The sequence below is a fragment of the Xanthomonas sp. CFBP 8152 genome (assembly GCF_014199025.1).
Classification (GTDB): Bacteria; Pseudomonadota; Gammaproteobacteria; order Xanthomonadales; family Xanthomonadaceae; genus Xanthomonas; species Xanthomonas arboricola_B.
In genome coordinates this window covers 1177440-1194946 of record NZ_JACHNO010000001.1, presented here as the reverse complement: position 1 = coordinate 1194946, position 17507 = coordinate 1177440, and the positions used below count along the sequence as shown (strand labels likewise).

General features: G+C 66.5%; 15 protein-coding genes. 7 read left to right on the top strand and 8 right to left on the bottom strand.

Going from position 1 to position 17507, the window contains the following annotated elements; genetic code table 11:
- Positions 1–330: 330 nt before the first annotated feature.
- Together leuS and FHT09_RS05000 are read right to left on the bottom strand one after the other, a co-directional pair.
- Positions 331–2973 carry a leucine--tRNA ligase gene (gene leuS, locus FHT09_RS05005; RefSeq protein ID WP_104605981.1) on the bottom strand — a complete coding sequence of 881 codons (2643 nt, stop codon included), beginning with the start codon at positions 2971–2973 and terminating at the stop codon, positions 331–333.
- Positions 2974–3045: 72 nt separating this feature from the next.
- Complete coding sequence (locus tag FHT09_RS05000) at positions 3046–3657, bottom strand: DUF998 domain-containing protein (RefSeq protein WP_104605980.1); 612 nt, start codon at positions 3655–3657, stop codon at positions 3046–3048.
- A 189-nt stretch (positions 3658–3846) separates the two neighbouring features.
- Here FHT09_RS05000 and trxA point away from each other — a divergent pair, with 189 nt between their 5' ends.
- The 4 genes from trxA (at position 3847) to FHT09_RS04980 (ending at position 6745) form a co-directional block, all read left to right on the top strand.
- On the top strand, positions 3847–4704 hold the full coding sequence (gene trxA / locus FHT09_RS04995) for a thioredoxin (protein WP_104605979.1): 858 nt from the start codon (positions 3847–3849) through the stop codon (positions 4702–4704).
- 119 nt (positions 4705–4823) lie between these two features.
- Entirely contained in the window at positions 4824–5273 is a 450-nt protein-coding gene (locus FHT09_RS04990; protein WP_104606051.1) for a DUF4442 domain-containing protein, read from the top strand.
- A 172-nt stretch (positions 5274–5445) separates the two neighbouring features.
- Positions 5446–5688: a DUF378 domain-containing protein gene (locus tag FHT09_RS04985; protein WP_104606050.1), complete on the top strand. Its 243-nt coding sequence runs from the start codon at positions 5446–5448 to the stop codon at positions 5686–5688.
- Positions 5689–5839: 151 nt separating this feature from the next.
- Positions 5840–6745, top strand: a complete 906-nt coding sequence (locus tag FHT09_RS04980) for a peptidylprolyl isomerase (RefSeq protein ID WP_104536689.1) — start codon at positions 5840–5842, stop codon at positions 6743–6745.
- Between the two features lie 43 nt (positions 6746–6788).
- On the opposite strand, the gene FHT09_RS04975 is transcribed toward FHT09_RS04980, so the two are convergent.
- The gene (locus FHT09_RS04975; protein ID WP_104535837.1) at positions 6789–7676 is read right to left on the bottom strand and encodes a DMT family transporter; all 888 of its coding nucleotides are present in this window, start codon (positions 7674–7676) and stop codon (positions 6789–6791) included.
- A 170-nt stretch (positions 7677–7846) separates the two neighbouring features.
- Between FHT09_RS04975 and FHT09_RS04970 the strand changes: the two genes are divergently transcribed.
- On the top strand, positions 7847–8839 hold the full coding sequence (locus FHT09_RS04970) for a LysR substrate-binding domain-containing protein (protein WP_104605978.1): 993 nt from the start codon (positions 7847–7849) through the stop codon (positions 8837–8839).
- 464 nt (positions 8840–9303) lie between these two features.
- On the top strand, positions 9304–9597 hold the full coding sequence (locus FHT09_RS04965; RefSeq protein WP_104534137.1) for a hypothetical protein: 294 nt from the start codon (positions 9304–9306) through the stop codon (positions 9595–9597).
- Between the two features lie 204 nt (positions 9598–9801).
- On the opposite strand, the gene FHT09_RS04960 is transcribed toward FHT09_RS04965, so the two are convergent.
- A complete protein-coding gene (locus tag FHT09_RS04960; RefSeq protein WP_104605977.1) occupies positions 9802–10605 on the bottom strand; it encodes a DUF4349 domain-containing protein in 804 nt (267 codons plus the stop codon).
- Entirely contained in the window at positions 10602–10958 is a 357-nt protein-coding gene (locus FHT09_RS04955; protein WP_104605976.1) for a GFA family protein, read from the bottom strand. Before FHT09_RS04955 ends, FHT09_RS04960 begins: the two co-directional genes overlap by 4 nt.
- 97 nt (positions 10959–11055) lie before the next feature.
- On the opposite strand from FHT09_RS04955, the gene FHT09_RS04950 reads away from it, so the two are divergent.
- Positions 11056–12861, top strand: a complete 1806-nt coding sequence (locus FHT09_RS04950) for a DUF885 domain-containing protein (RefSeq protein WP_104606049.1) — start codon at positions 11056–11058, stop codon at positions 12859–12861.
- A gap of 304 nt (positions 12862–13165) precedes the next feature.
- On the opposite strand, the gene FHT09_RS04945 is transcribed toward FHT09_RS04950, so the two are convergent.
- The 3 genes from FHT09_RS04945 to FHT09_RS04935 form a co-directional block, all read right to left on the bottom strand.
- The gene (locus FHT09_RS04945; RefSeq protein ID WP_104606144.1) at positions 13166–14998 is read right to left on the bottom strand and encodes an ABC transporter ATP-binding protein; all 1833 of its coding nucleotides are present in this window, start codon (positions 14996–14998) and stop codon (positions 13166–13168) included.
- A 206-nt stretch (positions 14999–15204) separates the two neighbouring features.
- Positions 15205–15801, bottom strand: a complete 597-nt coding sequence (locus FHT09_RS04940) for a plasmid pRiA4b ORF-3 family protein (protein WP_104606143.1) — start codon at positions 15799–15801, stop codon at positions 15205–15207.
- A 356-nt stretch (positions 15802–16157) separates the two neighbouring features.
- On the bottom strand, positions 16158–17423 hold the full coding sequence (locus FHT09_RS04935; protein ID WP_104535843.1) for a cation:proton antiporter: 1266 nt from the start codon (positions 17421–17423) through the stop codon (positions 16158–16160).
- Positions 17424–17507: the final 84 nt, after the last annotated feature.

The following is a 17507-nucleotide window of genomic DNA, read 5'->3' as shown; positions in this document are numbered from 1 at the left end:
CGCCGCGAAAAAAGCGGCGCCCAGGTGATGACAAACGCGTCGCCACGCGCCAGTGAAGTGAATGACCAAAAGCCACCCCGGCAATCTCACCTGCGCATCGCCATGCGCCATTGCAATGAACTGCCAGGAACCATCGCGGAAACCTCACCCGCGCGTCGCGCTGCGCCGATGTGGTGATTTGCCAAACACCACTGCGGCAACCCTACCCGCAGCGCCACGCGCCAATGCAACACATTGCCAAAATCGCCGCAGCAGCCTTGCAACCGCGTCGCCAAGACGACCCGGCGAACGACCCGGTTCGGCAATGGCAACCCGACCACTCGGCAACGATCAGCCCGCCACGATATTCACGATCTTGCCGGGCACGATGATGATCTTGCGCACGCTCAGCCCTTCCAGGAACTTGGCCGCGTTCGGCTCGGCCTGGGCCAGCGCTTCGATCTGCTCGCGCCCGACATCGGCGGCGACCTCGATGGTGCCACGCAACTTGCCGTTGATCTGGACTGCCAGGGTCAGCGCGTCGCGCACCAGCGCGGCGGCATCGACCTGCGGAAACGCGACATCTTCCAGCAGCGTTTCGCCGCGGCCCAGCACCTGCCACAGGGCGTGGCTGGCGTGCGGGGTGATCGGGTTGAGCAGCAGCACCATCGCTTCCAGGGCTTCCTGGCGCACCGCACGGCCCTGCGCGCCGGCATCGTCGAACTTGGCCAGCGCGTTGGACAGCTCCATCACTGCGGCGATCGCGGTATTGAAGCTGTGGCGGCGGCCGTAGTCGTCGCTGACCTTGCCGATGGTCTCGTGGGTCTTGCGGCGGATCGCCTTGTGCTCGGCGCTCAGCGCGGCGGCATCCAGTGCGGCGGCAGCGCCCTCGCCCACGTGCTTGTGCACCTGCACCCACAACCGGCGCATGAAGCGCGCCATGCCATCGACACCGGCCTCGTTCCACTCCAGCGACTGCTCCGGCGGGGCGGCGAACATCGAGAACAGCCGCACCGTGTCGGCGCCGTACTTGGCCACCATCGACTGCGGGTCCACGCCGTTGTTCTTGGACTTGGACATCTTCTCGGTGCCGCCGATGTGCACCGGCTGGCCGTCGGCGATCAGCACCGCGCCGGTGACGCGGCCGCGCTCGTCGCGCTGGATCTCCACGTCGGCCGGATTGATCCAGTCCTTGCCGCCGTTGTCGGCATCGCGATAGAAGGTGTCGGCGATGACCATGCCCTGGGTGAGCAGGTTGGTCACCGGCTCGTCGCTGTCCACCAGCCGCGCGTCGCGCATGAGCTTGTGATAGAAGCGGAAGTACATCAGGTGCAGGATCGCGTGCTCGATGCCGCCCACGTACAGGTCGGCCGGCATCCAGTAATTGGCGCGGCGATCGACCATGTCGCGTGCGTTGGGGCTGGTGTAGCGCGCCACGTACCAGCTCGACTCCATGAAGGTATCGAAGGTGTCGGTCTCGCGCTCGGCCGGGCCGCCGCAGTCCGGGCAGGTGGTCTGGCGCCAGGTCGGGTCGGTCTTGATCGGCGAACCGGTACCGGCAAATTCCACGTTTTCCGGCAGCACCACCGGCAACTGGTCTTCCGGCACCGGCACCGCGCCGCACTTGGCGCAATAGATCACCGGGATCGGGCAGCCCCAGTAGCGCTGGCGGCTGACGCCCCAGTCGCGCAGGCGGTAATTGACCCGGCGCTGGCCCTGGCCCTTGCGCTCGAAGCGCTCGGCCAACGCCTCGAAGGCGCCGCCGAAATCCAGGCCATCGAACTCGGCCGAATTGATCAACTCCAGCGGGCGGCTCTTGTCGGTGTACCAGTCGCGCCACTGGCTGGCGTCCCAGCTTTGCTCGTCGTCGTTGCGCGGCTCGCGCAGCTTGACCACCTGCACGATCGGCAGCTCGTACTTGTTGGCGAACTCGAAATCGCGCTGGTCGTGGCCGGGCACCGCCATCACCGCGCCGGTGCCGTAGCCCATCAGCACGAAGTTGGCCACCCACACCGGCACCTGCTCGCCGCTGATCGGATGCACCGCGGTCAGGCCGGTGGCCATGCCGCGTTTTTCCTGGGTTTCCAGCTCGGCTTCGGAGACGCCGCCGTGCTTGAGCGTTTCCAGCAGCGCGGCCAGCTCCGGGTTGGTTTTGGCCGCATGCAACGCCAGCGGATGCTCGGCGGCGATCGACACGAAGGTCACGCCCATCAGCGTATCCGGGCGGGTGGTGAACACCCGCAGCGGGTCCAGTGCAGCGCCGTCGGTGTCGCGCACGTCGAACTGGATCTCCAGCCCTTCCGAGCGGCCGATCCAGTTGCGCTGCATGGTCTTGACCGAGTCCGGCCAGCCGTCCAGCTGGTCCAGGCCGTCGAGCAGTTCCTGCGCGTAGTCGGTGATGCGCAGGAACCACTGCGGGATCTCGCGTTTTTCCACCAGCGCGCCGGAGCGCCAGCCACGGCCGTCGATGACCTGCTCGTTGGCCAGCACGGTCTGATCGATCGGGTCCCAGTTCACCACTGCATTGCGGCGATAGGCCAGGCCCTTGCGCATCAGCCGGGTGAACATGCGCTGCTCGTGCACATAGTACTCGGGCGTGCAGGTGGCGAACTCGCGCGACCAGTCGATCGCATAGCCCAGCGATTTGAGCTGGCCGCGCATGTGCTCGATGTTGGCGTAGGTCCACTTGGCCGGCGCGGTTTTGTTCTTGATCGCCGCGTTTTCCGCCGGCAATCCGAACGCGTCCCAGCCCATCGGCTGCATCACGTTGTGGCCAGTCATGCGCTTGTAGCGGCTGACCACATCGGAGATGGTGTAGTTGCGCACATGGCCCATGTGCAGCGCACCGGACGGGTACGGCAGCATCGACAGGCAATAGAACTTCGGCTTGTCCGAAGTTTCGTCGACCTGGAAGGCGCGGGTGGCATCCCAGAACTGCTGGGCGGAGGTTTCGACCTGCTGCGGGTCGTAGGCGTTCGGTTCGACGGTGGACATTGGGAGCGGATGCTCGGGCGGTGCAAAGCGGCACAGGGTACCGCAGTGCAGCAGGTGCTCCAAACGCTCGCCTCAGGTGGCGGGTCTGGCCGGCCAGCGCCAGGCCGCCACGGCGAGCCAGCCGACCCAGGCCAGGAACGCCAGGCGCTGGGCGATCGCCTGCCGCAGCAGGCCCGGCGGGCCGAACGCCAGCACCGCTACCAGCAGCCCCGCGCCCAGGCTCAGCCACGCCAGTGCGCGGGTGCCGGGCCGGTTGATCAGCGCGGCGGCCAGCAACACCATGCCCGGCACGAAGGCCACCGCCCACAACAGCCAGGCGGTGGCATGGGCCTGGCTGGCGCGCCCGTCCAGATCGCTGGGATCCAGGGGCAAGGCGCCCATGCCGAGGAAGGCCAACCCCGCCAGCACGACCAGCTGCCCGCCCACGCGCAGGCTCCAGCTGGACCTGGCCGGCATGCGCGCCAGCAGGCTGACTCCGGTGGCCATGCCGAGCGCACCGACCAGCACGAACGCCAGCAGGTTGAAGCCCAGCGCATGCGGCATCCCGTTGGCACCGAGCAGCGCAACCGGATGGCTGGCCTGCAGGTAACCGGGCAGTGCCACGCCGAACCCGGCCACCGCCAGCACGAAGACGGTTGCGGCGACCAGGCCCAGGTAGCGCTGGGTGCCATCGATGCGTGTCATTGCCTTGCTCCAACGCCGGGCGCAGGCTGCGCCACCAGGACGCAGCATTGTCGTGCCGGGCGCGCGTGGCGTGAACCCCTGCCGGCGTGACGGCCGGCCACGCGCCATGCGCCCGGGCCGGCCAGCCTTGTGTCGGCCCGGTTTGCCACCATTACCTCCCACTGTTGCCGCAATCACTTCTGGAAGCCCATGTCCGACAAGCCGCACGTATTCGATGCCACCACCGACACCTTCGAGACCGAGGTCCTGCAGAAATCGTTGACGACACCGGTGCTGGTGGACTTCTGGGCCACCTGGTGCGGCCCCTGCAAGTCGTTGACGCCGATCCTGGAAAAGCTCGCCGCCGACTACAACGGCGCCTTCGAGCTGGCCAAGGTCGATGTGGACAAGGAGCAGCAGATCGCCGCCGCGTTCCAGATCCGCTCGGTGCCGACGGTGTTCCTGGTCAAGGGCGGCGAACTGGTCGACGGTTTCCCGGGTGCGATGCCGGAAGGCCAGGTGCGCGAATTCCTAACCCAGCACGGCGTGCTGCCGGCCGAGCCGCAGGTCGCCGAAGAACTGCCGCCGGCCCCGCTCGAGCCGCAGGACCAGGTGGCCGCGCTGCGCGAGGCGATCGCCGCCGAGCCGGACAAGGACGAGCTCAAGCTGGACCTGGCGCTGGCGCTGCTCAAGACCGGCGACACCGCCGAGGCCGAGCAATTGATCGACGCCCTGCCCGCTAACCTGGCCACCGACGACCGCGCGGTGCGCGCCAAGGCGCGGCTGAGCTTTGCCAATGTGCTCAAGGACGCGCCGGATACCGACGCCCTGCAGGCCGCCGTTGCGGCCAACGGCACCGACCTGCGTGCGCGCCATCTGCTCGGCGTGCGCCACCTGCTCGACGGCCACGACGAAGTCGCGCTGGAGCAGTTCCTGGAAATGCTGCGGCAGGACCGCGCCTTCGACGACAACCTGCCGCGGCGTAGCCTGATCGATGCGTTCCGGGTGATCGAAGACGAAGACCTGGTCGGCCGCTACCGCCGCAAGATGTCGTCGCTGGTGTTCTAAGCGCAACCGGCACCATGGCGCCCGGTGCAGGCCGGCCGGGCGTTGCCGTCACCGCCACAACCTCCATACGCATGCGAATGGTATGCTGCGGACCCGCCCCCGCCATGGACCCTGGCCGCATGCGTGCTTCACTGTTCAAGCTCGGTATCAACCTGTGGCCGCCGTACCTGTTCGCCGGTATCCATGTCACCGAGTTGTCGGCCGATTACCGCCACGCAAGCGTGGAACTGCGCCAGCGGCCGTGGAATCGCAATTACGTCGGCACCCACTTCGGCGGCAGCCTGTTCGCGATGACCGACCCGTTCTGGATGCTGCTGACCATGCAGAACCTGGGGCGCGACTACTACGTGTGGGACAAGGCCGGCAGCATCGAATTCGTCAAACCCGGGCGCGGCACGGTCAGTGCGGAGTTCGTCATCGACGACAGCGTGCTGGCCGAGTTGCGCGCGGCCACCGCCAGTGGCGAAAAACACCTGCGCTGGTTCGAAAACACAGTGCACAACCGCCAGGGCGAGGTGGTGGCGCGGGTGCGCAAGCAGTTGTACGTCAAGCGCAAACCGGCACGCTGACATTGCGCCGCCGGTGCATTGCCGGATGGCCAACACATTGCATCGGTTTCGCGCGCGTCGTGCGGAGGTGATCGTGGCGTGCGCCAGCCCGTCACGGCCCCGTGCACGCTCACGAGGCGTTGCGTGCGACATGCGGTCGCTGGGATCTCCCAACCCGCATGGTCTGTTCTTCATGAAAACGCTCAACGTCATCACCCTGGTGCTTCTTATCGTCGGCGGCTTGAACTGGGGCTTGGTCGGCCTGTTCCAGTTCGATCTGGTCGCCACGCTGTTCGTCGGCCAGGACGCCCTGCTGTCGCGTGTGGTCTACACGCTGGTCGGCCTCTGCGCGTTGTGGCAGCTGGTCCTGCTGTTCGGCAACGACCACGGCGCCAACGTTCACCACACCAGCCCGCACGTGCGCAACAACCCGTAAGCGCACGGCAGCAGCAGGCATGCGCATGACAACACGACACCGGCGCATTCCGCCGGCGTCCTGCTGTGCGTGCATGCACTTTGCGTCCAGGCGCTTTGCGTCCGGGCGCGTGGTCGGCAAGAATCGGGCATCCCTCCCGCTGGCTGCCTTCATGCTTCTGCGCACTGCTGCTTCCGCCTGCCTGCTTGCCCTGGTGTTACCGACTGCCGCCAACGCCGCCTATCGCAGCCCGCAACAGATCCTGGATGCCTCGCCGGCCAGCGCATGGCGCGTGCTCGACCCCGAGCGCACGCTGTACCTGGAACTGGATGGCGGACGGGTGATCATCGAGCTGGCGCCGCAGTTTGCGCCCGCGCACGTGGGCAACATCCGCACCCTGGCGCACGAACGCTTCTGGGACGGGCTCAGCATCTACCGTTCGCAGGACAACTTCGTGGTGCAGTTCGGCGACCCGGATGGCGAGACGCCGGCCAAGGCCAGGTCGCTGGGCTCGGCGAAGACGCACCTGCCGGCCGAATTCGAACGTCCATCGCAGGGTCTGGATTTCCAGCGCCTGCCCGACAGCGATGGCTGGGCAGCGCAGGTAGGCTTTGTCGACGGCTTCCCGGTCGGGCGCGACAGCGCCAGCGGCAAGACCTGGCTGGCACATTGCTACGGCGCCCTGGGCGCCGGCCGCAACAACGACGAAGACAGCAGCATCGGCGCCGAGCTGTATGTGGTCACCGGGCAATCGCCGCGCCAGCTGGACCGTAACATCACCGTGGTCGGTCGCGTGGTCAAGGGCATGGAGTTGCTCAGCGTGATCCCGCGCGGCCCGGACCCGATGGGGTTTTACGAAGACGCAACGCAGCGCTCGCCGATCCGCGCCATTCGCCTGGCCAGCGAGGTGCCCTTGCCCGAACGCACGCCACTGCAATTGCTGCGCACCGACAGCCAGACCTTCCGCGATGTGGCCGAAGCGCGCCGCAACCGCAAAGACGATTTCTACAAGCGCCCGGCCGGGCATATCGATCTGTGCAATGTGCCGTTGCCGGTGCGGACGCCGCCGGCTGGCTGAGTCGGGAATCGGGAATCGGGAATCGTAAAAGTGGGGCGCTTGCCTAGCGGGCGCGTTGGCTGAAGGCGACGCTGCCCAGGATCAGCACCGCGGCGACCAGCATGGTCCAGGTCAACGGCTCGCCCAGCAGCGACCATGCCAGCAGTGCGCCGAACACCGGCACCAGGTAGGTCACCGTGGAGGCGCGTGCCGGGCCGATGCGCTGGATCAGGCGGTAATACATCAGGAACGCCAGCCCGGTGCAGACCACGCCCAGCGCGGTGGCGCAGGCCCAGGCCACTGCCGGCACCGGCGTGGTCGGCCACTGCCACCAGGCCAGCGGTGCCAGCAGCAGCGCGCTGCAACCCAGCGTGGATGCCGCCGACGCGGCCGGTGGCAAATCGCCCATGTGGCGCTTCACCAGGTTGTAGCCGATGCCGTACAGCAGCGACGCGCTGGCGCCCGCCAGTGCCGCCGGCCCCACGCTCAATCCGGCCGACTTGCCGGTGGCCAGCACCAGCACACCGATGAAGCCGATCAGCAAGGCCAGCGCGCGACGCGTGCCGATCTTCTCGCCGAAGAACAGGAAGGCGATCAGTGCGGTAAACAACACCGTCATCGCATTGCAGATCGCACCGATCGCAGCCGGCGCGTGTTGCGCGCCCCAGGCGAACAGCAGGAACGGCAACGCGGAGTTGAGCACGCCGATCGCCGCCAGCATCGGCCAGCGATGCAGGGGGAACCGCTCGCGCGCCAGCCACAGGAACGGCAACAGCACCAACGCCCCGAGCGCCAGGCGGATTTCCACCAGCACAACGGTGCCGAACCTGGGTGCGGCCACGCGCATGAACAGGAACGAGCAGCCCCAGACGATGCCAAGAAACCCCAGCTCCAGCGGGGTGCGCCATTCGCGTGGCGCGGCCGCCGGCCGCGTTGCCGGTTGCGCGCTCATCGACCCGCCTGCGCAAGCTGCGGTGAAGTGCTGAAACCGCAAAGGACAACGTCAGGCCGGCAGATGGACATGGCACGATCATCGCGATGGGGTAATGCAGCATCGGCTGCCACCGAAGGCGCGACAAGCGCGTAGTATCGAGGCGAGCCACAAATCTCATTCATGCCTCGATGAACCTGCGCCCTACCCTGTTACCCGCGCTGGGCGTGTTCGCCGCCGCCGCGCGCCACCAGAACTTCGCGCATGCCGCCGAAGAACTGCATCTGACCGCCAGTGCGGTCAGCCACCACGTGCGCAAGCTCGAGGCGCTGCTGGGCGTGACCCTGTTCCAGCGCTTGCCGCGTGGGGTCAAACTCACCGCGGAAGGGCGCCAGCTGGCCGACGCCGCCACCGCTGCGTTGGCCGAGATCGCTTCGGTGGCCGGCAACCTGCATCCGCGCGAAGATGCCATCCCGCTGCGCGTGACCACCTTGCGCTCGCTGTCGTACTGCTGGCTGTTGCCGCGGCTGCCGCGCTTCTGTCGCGCGCATCCGCATATCCGCATGGATCTGCAATCGGACGCGGCGTTTTCGCGCTTCGAAGAAGGCGGCCCGGATCTCGGCATCCGCTATGGCCAGGGCGCCTGGCCCGGGTTGACCTCGCATCATCTGATGGACGACGAACTGTTTCCGGTGGCCTCGCCGTCACTGCCGGAGGTCGCTGCGCTACGCACGCCGGCGCAGATCGCGCAATTGCCGCTGCTGACCGACATGTCGCCGCAGGGCTGGCGCGACTGGTTCCGTGCCGCCCAGGTGCGCGGCACCACGCTGCCGCCGATGCACACCTTCAACGACAGTACCGACGCGATGCGCGCGGCAGTCTATGGCCTGGGCGCGGTCCTGGCGCGCAAGCACATCGCCCAACCGTATCTACAGCGTTACGAGCTGGTGCGCCTGCCCGGGCCCACCCTCAAGGCACGCTACGCCTACTACATCGTGCACCCCAGCCACCGTGTCCCCGGCCCTGCGGCAATGGCATTTATCGACTGGCTCAAGCGCGAGGCCCTGGACGAACGCACCCCGATGCCGGCACTGCCGGCAGAGCTGGTGGCGTTGCCGGCGAGCGAGGCGTCGGGTGCACCGCGCGCGCAGCGGCGATCGCGCAAAGCATCGGTTACGGAATGAGGTTGCGCAGGAGTCTTCCCTTGCCCCCCTCTGCGCGAGCGTTACCTCTGCGTTTCTGCCTCCGGGACATCGCCCACTTCACGGAGGGAAGGTGTCCGAAGAGGTAGCAGCGAGGCCTTGAGCGGCTGTTGCTTCTTCCTCCGGGAGACGTGCCCCCGATGCCGCTGATGAGGGTACGAGCGAAACCGGGCAGAGTTTGCGTGCACGTGTGGCTTCGCCTCGTACCCTCACCCCACCCGCTCTCCCAGGAGAGAGGCTTTTTGTTGCGCCGGGGGGCTTTGAAGACGCGCGCGTCAGTGGCGCGCAAGCGTTGCCTTAAGTCACCCCACAGGAAAGGGGCTTTATCGCGAGCGGCAAAAGCGCTCGATGGGTGACATGCTCGATGGAGCAGCCGACGCCCACCATCACCTCGTTTTGTCCTGCCGGTGCCTAGGCTTTGGCTCCCCAATCCCCAGGACACTCCCATGCCTACTCTTCGCATGCGTATCACCGGCACCGACGACGACGCGCGTGCCATCGCCAACCTGCTGCAGAGCATCGAAGGCATCGAGCACGTGGAAGAAGTCGACGATCTGATGCCGCACCTGGACGACGACGACTCCAGTTCGGCCGGCCTGTCCGACGACGAAGGTCCGGGCAGCCACGAGTTCGAGGTGGAAGCCGGCAACGACGCCACTGCGCAGAAGGTGCGCGACGCCGTGCAGGAACTGGCCCTGCAGCTGGACGTGTTTGTCGAGTACGAACTCGACGAAGGCTGAGCGAGCCAGAGACGACTGCGCTGCCCATGCAGGCGCAGCAGGTACCCGGAAGATGGCGCACACGACGCGCTGCGCCGCTATCGCGTGCAAACAGCGCAACTGAGAGCACGGTGCGACCCTCAGCGCTTCGAGTAACTCTCTGAAGTAAGCGCCCGTCAGGAACACGCGCAGCCGGCGCGGCATCGCCGGCCGGCTGCGTGGTGGTCAGGACATCCGGCGCCGCCGCGCACGCCAGCGCCATGCCTGCAGCAGCAGCCAGCCGGCAATCAGCCCTACCACCGCAACCGGCAGCAACGCCGCCACCGCGCGGATCACCCAGGCCAGGCTGGACGCGAAGACCTGGCCGAACTCGGCTGCCGCCCCGGCAATTTCGCTCCTGCCCTGCTCGCCACCGGTCCCGCGAAAATTGAGCGTCAGCAACTGCGTGCGCACGCGCCGTTGCTGCTGGGCGGCGTCCTGCTGGGTCTGCTGCGCTTCGGCCTCGATCTCGGCCAACCGCTTGGACAGCGCCAGCAGATCGGTCACGGCCAGATCGCGGCGTTGCTGCAGTTCGAGCAGGCGGGCATGTTCTTTCTGCAGGCGTGCCTGCGCCAGCCCGGTGTCGGCGATCTGCTGCGCCAGATCTTCGGCACGCGTGCTGCGCGCGGCGACATCGCCATGCTGGCCAGCCAGTTGCACCAGCGGCTCGATGGCGTCCGGCACCACCCGCACGCTGACGCCGCCGCTGGGGTCGCGCCCACCGGTTTGCTCCACCGCCAGCAGCGTGCAGTCGCCGAACTGCGCGGACTGGCAGGCGGTGCGTACCGCCGCGATGCGTTGGCCGATCTGATCGGCCGGCAGCTCGATCCGTACATCGTGCTCATACGCCAGGGCGTTGCCTTGCGCGGTAGGCGGTGCCGGCGCCGGCGCGCCGCCGTCTGCCGCCATCTCCCCAGACTGCCTGGCACATCCGCTCAGCGCCCAGCCCAGCAGCAACCCGACCGCGTACCGCTGCACGCCGCGCCTCATCGGCTTGCTCCATCGACCGCGTGCACGCTCAGCGCGGCCAGATCCAGTTCCGGCAGGCAATGCAGGTTGACCGCCACACCGGCCTCGCCGGTCTTGGGATTCACGCCCTCGCTGAAGGGCGCGATGCCGCACTGCGGACAATGGTGGTGATCGATATGCTGCTGGTTGAAGCGATAGGTTCCCAGCGCCTCGGGCTCACCCTGCAGACGCAACTGCGCGCGCGTGCCGAACCACAACAGGCCGCCGCGGCGACGGCACAGCGAGCAGTTGCAGTCGTATGCCTCGGTGATCGGCGCATCGGTCTCCAGGTCGAACGCGATGCGTCCGCAATGACAGCTACCGGCGTAATGCATGGTGATCCTCCTTGGAAGGGGCCACTCTAAACCAATGGCGGATGCGGACAAGCGCGCACATGCCTATGCTGGCGGACTGTTTCCATCGGGATCCACCATGCGTCAACGTTTGCTTGTCCTCGCCCTGCTCGCCGGCCTCGGCGCCTGCCAGCAACAGCCCGAATCGCCGCGCGCCGGCGTCCCTGATGCCACGACGCAGGATGCGCAGACGCCGGATGCGCGCTTTGCGGCGCTGTCCAAGCGCGCGCTCGACACCTGGATGCAGCTGTCGCCGGTTACCGCCACCCAGACCGGCGATCACCGCTTCGACACGCAGATCGACGATCTGAGCAGCGCCGGCCGCCAGCGCAGCCTGGATGCCGGCAAGGCATTGCTGGCCGAGCTGGATGCCATCGAGGTGGCCAAGCTGTCGCGCGAAAACCAGGTCGATGCGGCCATTCTGCGCAACCAGCTGCAATCGGAAATCTGGAACACCGAGGTGCTGCAGAGCTGGGCCTGGGACCCGCAGGTCTACAACGGCCTGGCCGGCAGCGCGCTATATGGCCTGATGGCGCGCGAATTCGCGCCGCTGTCCGAGCGCCTGACCTCCGCCACGCAGCGCATGGAGAAGATTCCCGGCATCTTTGCGCAGGCGCGCCAAAACCTGGACCCGGCCCGCGTGCCGAAGATCCACGCAGAGACGGTGGCCAAGCAGAACAAGGGCATCCTCAGCATCGTCGATACCTTCATCGCGCCCAACATCGGCCAACTCGGCCCGATCGAGGCGGCCCGCGCGCAGGCCGCCATCGACCGTCTGCGCAAGGCCGTGGCCGAGCAGCAGACCTGGCTGGATACCGTGCTGGTACCCAATGCCAAGGGCGATTTCCGCGTCGGTGCGCAACTCTACGACCAGAAGCTGAAATTCGCGCTGCTGTCGTCGCTGTCGCGCGCCGAGATCAAGCAGCGCGCCGAGTCCGAGCTCAAGCGCGTCCGTAGCCAGATGTACGGCATTGCCCGCACGGTGCTCAAGGACAAGCCCGGCGCACCCAAACTGCCCGAGACGCCCAACGACGACCAGCAGCAGGCCGCGATCGAGGCGGCGCTGGAACTGGCCTATGCCGACAAGCCGGCCCGCGACAAGGTGGTGGACGACGCCAAGGCCGCACTGGCGCAGTCCACCGAGTTCGTGCGCCAGAAGGATCTGATGACGCTGCCCGATTCGCCGGTGGACATCATCCTGATGCCGGAATTCCAGCGCGGTGTGGCAGTGGCGTACTGCGATTCGCCCGGCCCGCTCGACAAGAATCTCAAGACCTTCTATGCGGTCTCGCCGATTCCCGACGACTGGAACGACCAGCAGGTCGATTCGTTCCTGCGCGAATACAACAGCCGCATGATCCACCTGCTCAGCATCCACGAAGGCACCCCGGGCCATTACCTGGAAGGCTGGCATTCGGCCAAGTTCCCCTCCACGCTGCGCGCGGTGCTGCGCTCGGGCATGTTCGCCGAAGGTTGGGCGGTGTACACCGAACGCATGATGCAGGAACAGGGTTATCTGGATAACGACCCGCTGTTCCACCTGGTGCAGCTCAAGTTCTACCTGCGCACCATCGCCAACGCCATCCTCGACCAGGGCGTACATGTGGACGGCTGGGAGCGCGGCAAGGCAATGCACCTGATGACCCACGACACCTTCCAGCAGGAAAGCGAAGCGGCGGGCAAGTGGGTGCGTGCGCAGCTGTCGTCCGCGCAGCTACCGACTTACTTCGTTGGCGTGCAGGAACATCTGGACACGCGCAAGGCGGTGCAGGACAAGCTGGGCAAGGACTTCAACCTGAAGGCGTACCACGACAAGATGCTGTCCTACGGCGCCCCACCGGTACGCTTTGCACGCGAGTTGATGCTGGACCAGCCGATCGAGTGACTGATCCTTCTCCCACCGGGAGAACGAGTGACCCTTCTTCCTCGGGAGAAGGTGCCCTGCAGGGGTGGATGGGGGTACGGGCGAAGCCTGGCGTAGCCGGGACTAGCGAGTGGCTTCGCCCCGTACCCTCACCCCAACCCCCGCTCCGCGCCCCAACCCCCGCTCCGCGCCCCGGCCCGCGCTTGCGGCGCGGGCGCTCCAAGGCACGCGCGCCAGTGGCGCGCAAGCCGTGCCTTGGCGCCCCGGCAGGAGCGGGGCTTGTTGCTGCGGTGGTTGCACGTCTGCGCAACCCACTAAAGCCCTCTCACCGATCCGCCGCAACGAACCCTCCAGTCTGCCGCGCCCACAGACGCGCGTACAGGCCACCCTGCGCAATCAGTTGCGCATGCGTGCCGGTCTCGACAATGCGTCCGGCATCCATCACCACCAGCCGGTCCATGCGCGCGATGGTCGAAAGACGGTGCGCGATCGCGATGACGGTCTTGTTGCCCATCAGCGCATCCAGGCTGTCCTGGATCGCCGCTTCCACTTCCGAGTCCAGCGCCGAGGTGGCCTCGTCCAGGATCAGGATCGGCGCGTCCTTCAGCAGCACGCGCGCAATGGCGATGCGCTGCCGTTGACCGCCCGACAGCTTGACCCCGCGTTCGCCCACATAGGCATCGAATCCGCGACGGCCTTCGCCATCGACCAGCGTGTCGATGAAGCCTTCCGCGCGCGCCTTGCGCACCGCTTCCAGCATCTGCGCGTCAGTGGCCTGCGGCCTGCCATACAGCAGGTTGTCGCGGATCGAACGATGCAAGAGCGAGGTGTCCTGGGTGACCAGGCCGATCTGCCCGCGCAGGCTTTCCTGGGTGACCTGGGCGATGTCCTGCCCGTCGATGAGGATGCGCCCCTGCTCCAGGTCGTACAGCCGCAGCAGCACGTTGACCAGGGTCGACTTGCCCGCACCCGATGGCCCGACCAGGCCGATCTTCTCGCCCGCGCGCACCTGCAGATCCAGCCCGGCAATCACCCCGCCGCGCTTGCCGTAGTGGAAATGGATGTGCTCGAACTGCACCTGGCCGTGCGTCACCTGCAGCGGCACGGCGTCGGGCGCGTCCTGCACCAGCACCGGCTGCGAGATGGTCTGCATGCCGTCCTGCACGCTGCCGATGTCTTCGAAGATGCCGTTGACCGTCCACATGATCCAGCCGGACATGTTGTGGATGCGGATCACCAGACCGGTGGCCAGCGTGATCGCGCCCACGCTGATCTGGCCGCGGCTCCACAGCCACAACGCCAGCCCGCAGGTGCCGACGATCAAAAAGCCATTGGCCACCGCGATGGCGGTATCCATCGTGGTGGTCACGCGCGTCTGCCCGCGATGTTTCACCGCCAGTTCGTCGATCGCATCGCGCACATAGGCCTGCTCGCGGCCGGCGTGGGCGAACAGCTTGAGCGTGGAGATATTGGTGTAACCGTCGACGATGCGCCCGGTGGCCTTGGAGCGCGCATCCGATGCGATCCATGCGCGCGCCTTCATGCGCGGCACGAAGAACGCCATCAGCGCGACATACACCACCAGCCAGATCAGCAACGGCAGCATCAACCAGGGGTCGGCCTGCGCAAACAACCACAGCGCGCTGCCGGTATAGACCACGATGTACCAGAGCGCATCGACCATCTGCACCGCCGATTCGCGCAGCGAGGTTCCGGTCTGCATCACCCGGTTGGCGATACGGCCGGCGAAATCGTTGTTGAAGAAGCCCAGGCTTTGCCGCACCACGTAGTTGTGCATCAACCAGCGCGAGCGGTTGCTCAGGCCCGGCACGATCGCCTGGTTGACCAACAGATTGTGCAGCCCGGTGAACAGCGGCCGCGCCACCAGCGTGATCGCCGCCATCCAGATCAATTCGCCGGCATGACGACGGAAGAAGTCCGCGCCCGGTCGCTCGGCCAGTATGTCGACGATGCGCCCGAGGAAGTCGAACATCGCCACTTCCACCAAGGCCAGCAGCAGTCCGGCGACCAGCGTGGCCAGCAGGATCGGCAACAACGGCCGCAGATAATGCAGATAGAACCGCCACACGCTACGCGGCGGCATGTCCCGCTCGATTGGCGGAAAGACATCGATCAGGGATTCGAACCAGCGGAACATCGCAGACACTTTCGGGAAAAACCGGGAGATCAGGCTAGCCGATCGCGCGTCAAGCTGCAGTGGCGCCGGCGTCGGGTTCCAACGCCATCACAGACGTGGCAGGCTGCGACGCACGCGACAGGCCACCGGATCCGTCGCATCGATTCCGGTCGCGTGCGCCGCGCATGGCCGGTGCATCGCTGCGGATCATAAAGCGTCGGCCGCGCTCATTCGCGGATACGTGCGAGCAGGCGATTGACCTCGGCAAGATCGAAATGGCCCGGATCCAAGCGCCCACCCAAGGTGGCCAGCTCCTGCACGTGTTGCGCATGCTCCGGGTCGGCGATGATCTGCAGCAATGCCTGGTAGGCGTCGATTCCTGCGCTGTTTTCCGGCGGGCAAGCGTTGGCGCCCGCCACGCAACGAGCCGCGCGCAGGCTCGCATCCGGCGGCAGGATCGCCTCGACCTCGATACGGTGCTGCCAGCCGGCGCCGGCGCCGTAGAAATAGTCGAACCGCTCCAGCTCGCCCACGCCGCTGTCCACGGTGACCCGGGCGGCATGCTTGAGCCGTGGCCGGTCCGGCACATCCAGCCCGGACTCGCCGTAGCGACCGCCGCCCAGGTCGAACTCGTACGGATGCCCGCCGTTCCAGCCCATCACCGGTTGCAACACGCGATGCAGCGTGGCCAGGCGCAGCGAGCCCGCCACCAGCGCGCGACGCCAGATCAACGGCGCGCTATCCACCAGCGAAACGTGCAGCTGATACACCGACGCAGGCGCGGGTATTCCGTGCTGTGCAGCTTTCTTCTTGGCCTTGCTCATCGTGTCTGGCTACCTGTTTGCGCTGCCAGTATGCAGCGACGCGGCACCGGCTGCATCGCTGCTCACCCGACGCCGCAAAATTGCGCTCTGTCGATATCGATCCTGCATGCGAGCGCACGCACGCACGCACACACACACGCAAGTGCAACAGATCGGCAACATCTGCGGGGATGGCCCGTGGCACATCGGCGGCACGATGCACCGGTGCCCGCAAGCAGCGCGACGCCGCGCACGCCAACGTGCCGTCGGTGCCTCGTCGCAGGAAGCGTCCAGGTCTCGATGCGACCGACTTCGCCGAATAGTCATGACGCGACCGCTGCGCGTGCCCGCGGTTTTCTGGAATCGATGAAAACGCCTCAGCGCTGCTGCAGACTCGGCACCGCATCGGTCACGTTGGAATGGCGACGCATGATCCAGTTGAACAGTGGGGTAGCCATCAAGGTGGAGAGGATCGCCATCAGCACCAGCACCGAGAACAGGCCCTGTTGGATCACCCCGGCCTGCAGGCCGATATTGATGATGATCAGCTCCATCAATCCACGTGCATTCATCAGCGAGCCGATCGCCAGCGCATCGCGGTTGTTCTCGCCGGTGGCACGCGCCGCGGCCCAGCAGGCAACGCCCTTGCCGATGAACGATGCAGCCAGAATCGCCACGCCCGCAAGCATGATCTGCGGCTGCAGCAGCACGCTGAGCTGGGTCTTGAGGCCGGAATAGGTGAAGAACAGAGGCAGCAGCAACACCACCACGAACGGCTGCAGCATCTCGCGCAGTTTTTCGGTCAACGTTCCCCTGGGCAGGCAGACGCCCAGCAGGAAACCGCCAAACACGGCATGGATGCCGATCGCGTCCATCGCCCATGCGCTGAGGCAGAACAGCATCAACACTACCGCCAGCACACCATTCCCCAGCGGCTGGTTCGGCACCACGTAGGCGTCCAGACGGCGCAGCAGATGACGGCCGACAAGGATCATGAACACTGCATAGGCCACGCCGCCGCCGATGGCCAGATAGGCACTGCCCCAACTCCCGCCAAAGCTCGCCAGCACCACGGCAAGAATGCACCAGGCCGCCGCATCGTCGAACGCACCTGCGGTGAGTGCCAACGTGCCCAGCGGGCTATTGGTCAGACCACGCTCATGGATGATGCGCGCCAGCATCGGGAACGCGGTGATCGCGATGGCCGCACCCAGAAACAGCGAGGCCTCCATCAACTTGGCCTTTTCCGAAAACAGGCCGTCCACGTGGATCAACCACGGACACATGGCAAAGGCCAATGCAAACGGCACCGCGATACCGGCCATCGACACGCTCATCGCACTGCGATAGCGCGCGCGGAAGTGATCTCCACGGAAATCGGTACCGACCAGGAACATGTACAGCCCCACGCCGAACTGCGCGAACACGTACAGCACATCCATAGTCTGCTTGGGGAACAGCGCGGCCTGCAAGCCGGGCAACACCGCGCCGAACAAGGACGGGCCCAGCATCACCCCGGCGATCATCTCGCCAACCACCTGTGGCTGACCGATCCGTTTGGCCAGCAACCCCACCAGACGACATACCAGCAGAATCGCTGCGGCCTGCAGAAAAAAGTACACCGACATCTGCGGAGTGGTCATGCGTTCGGCAACATCCCTGAGAAGTGCGCGGATCATAACGAGCCGCGCCGATGGGCGATAGCCATCGTGCATCTTGCACGCGGG

Bases quoted from the DNA above. Each gene is read 5' to 3' on its own strand.
- FHT09_RS04980 (WP_104536689.1), top strand. From the start codon at position 5,840: ATGCTTCTGCGCACTGCTGCTTCCGCCTGCCTGCTTGCCCTGGTGTTA.
- FHT09_RS04970 (WP_104605978.1), top strand. From the start codon at position 7,847: ATGAACCTGCGCCCTACCCTGTTACCCGCGCTGGGCGTGTTCGCCGCC.
- FHT09_RS04940 (WP_104606143.1), bottom strand. From the start codon at position 15,801: ATGAGCAAGGCCAAGAAGAAAGCTGCACAGCACGGAATACCCGCGCCT.
- FHT09_RS04935 (WP_104535843.1), bottom strand. From the start codon at position 17,423: ATGACCACTCCGCAGATGTCGGTGTACTTTTTTCTGCAGGCCGCAGCG.
- FHT09_RS04945 (WP_104606144.1), bottom strand. From the start codon at position 14,998: ATGTTCCGCTGGTTCGAATCCCTGATCGATGTCTTTCCGCCAATCGAG.
- FHT09_RS04985 (WP_104606050.1), top strand. From the start codon at position 5,446: ATGAAAACGCTCAACGTCATCACCCTGGTGCTTCTTATCGTCGGCGGC.
- FHT09_RS04960 (WP_104605977.1), bottom strand. From the start codon at position 10,605: ATGAGGCGCGGCGTGCAGCGGTACGCGGTCGGGTTGCTGCTGGGCTGG.
- FHT09_RS04990 (WP_104606051.1), top strand. From the start codon at position 4,824: ATGCGTGCTTCACTGTTCAAGCTCGGTATCAACCTGTGGCCGCCGTAC.
- FHT09_RS04965 (WP_104534137.1), top strand. From the start codon at position 9,304: ATGCCTACTCTTCGCATGCGTATCACCGGCACCGACGACGACGCGCGT.
- FHT09_RS04950 (WP_104606049.1), top strand. From the start codon at position 11,056: ATGCGTCAACGTTTGCTTGTCCTCGCCCTGCTCGCCGGCCTCGGCGCC.
- FHT09_RS04955 (WP_104605976.1), bottom strand. From the start codon at position 10,958: ATGCATTACGCCGGTAGCTGTCATTGCGGACGCATCGCGTTCGACCTG.
- leuS (WP_104605981.1), bottom strand. From the start codon at position 2,973: ATGTCCACCGTCGAACCGAACGCCTACGACCCGCAGCAGGTCGAAACC.
- trxA (WP_104605979.1), top strand. From the start codon at position 3,847: ATGTCCGACAAGCCGCACGTATTCGATGCCACCACCGACACCTTCGAG.
- FHT09_RS05000 (WP_104605980.1), bottom strand. From the start codon at position 3,657: ATGACACGCATCGATGGCACCCAGCGCTACCTGGGCCTGGTCGCCGCA.
- FHT09_RS04975 (WP_104535837.1), bottom strand. From the start codon at position 7,676: ATGAGCGCGCAACCGGCAACGCGGCCGGCGGCCGCGCCACGCGAATGG.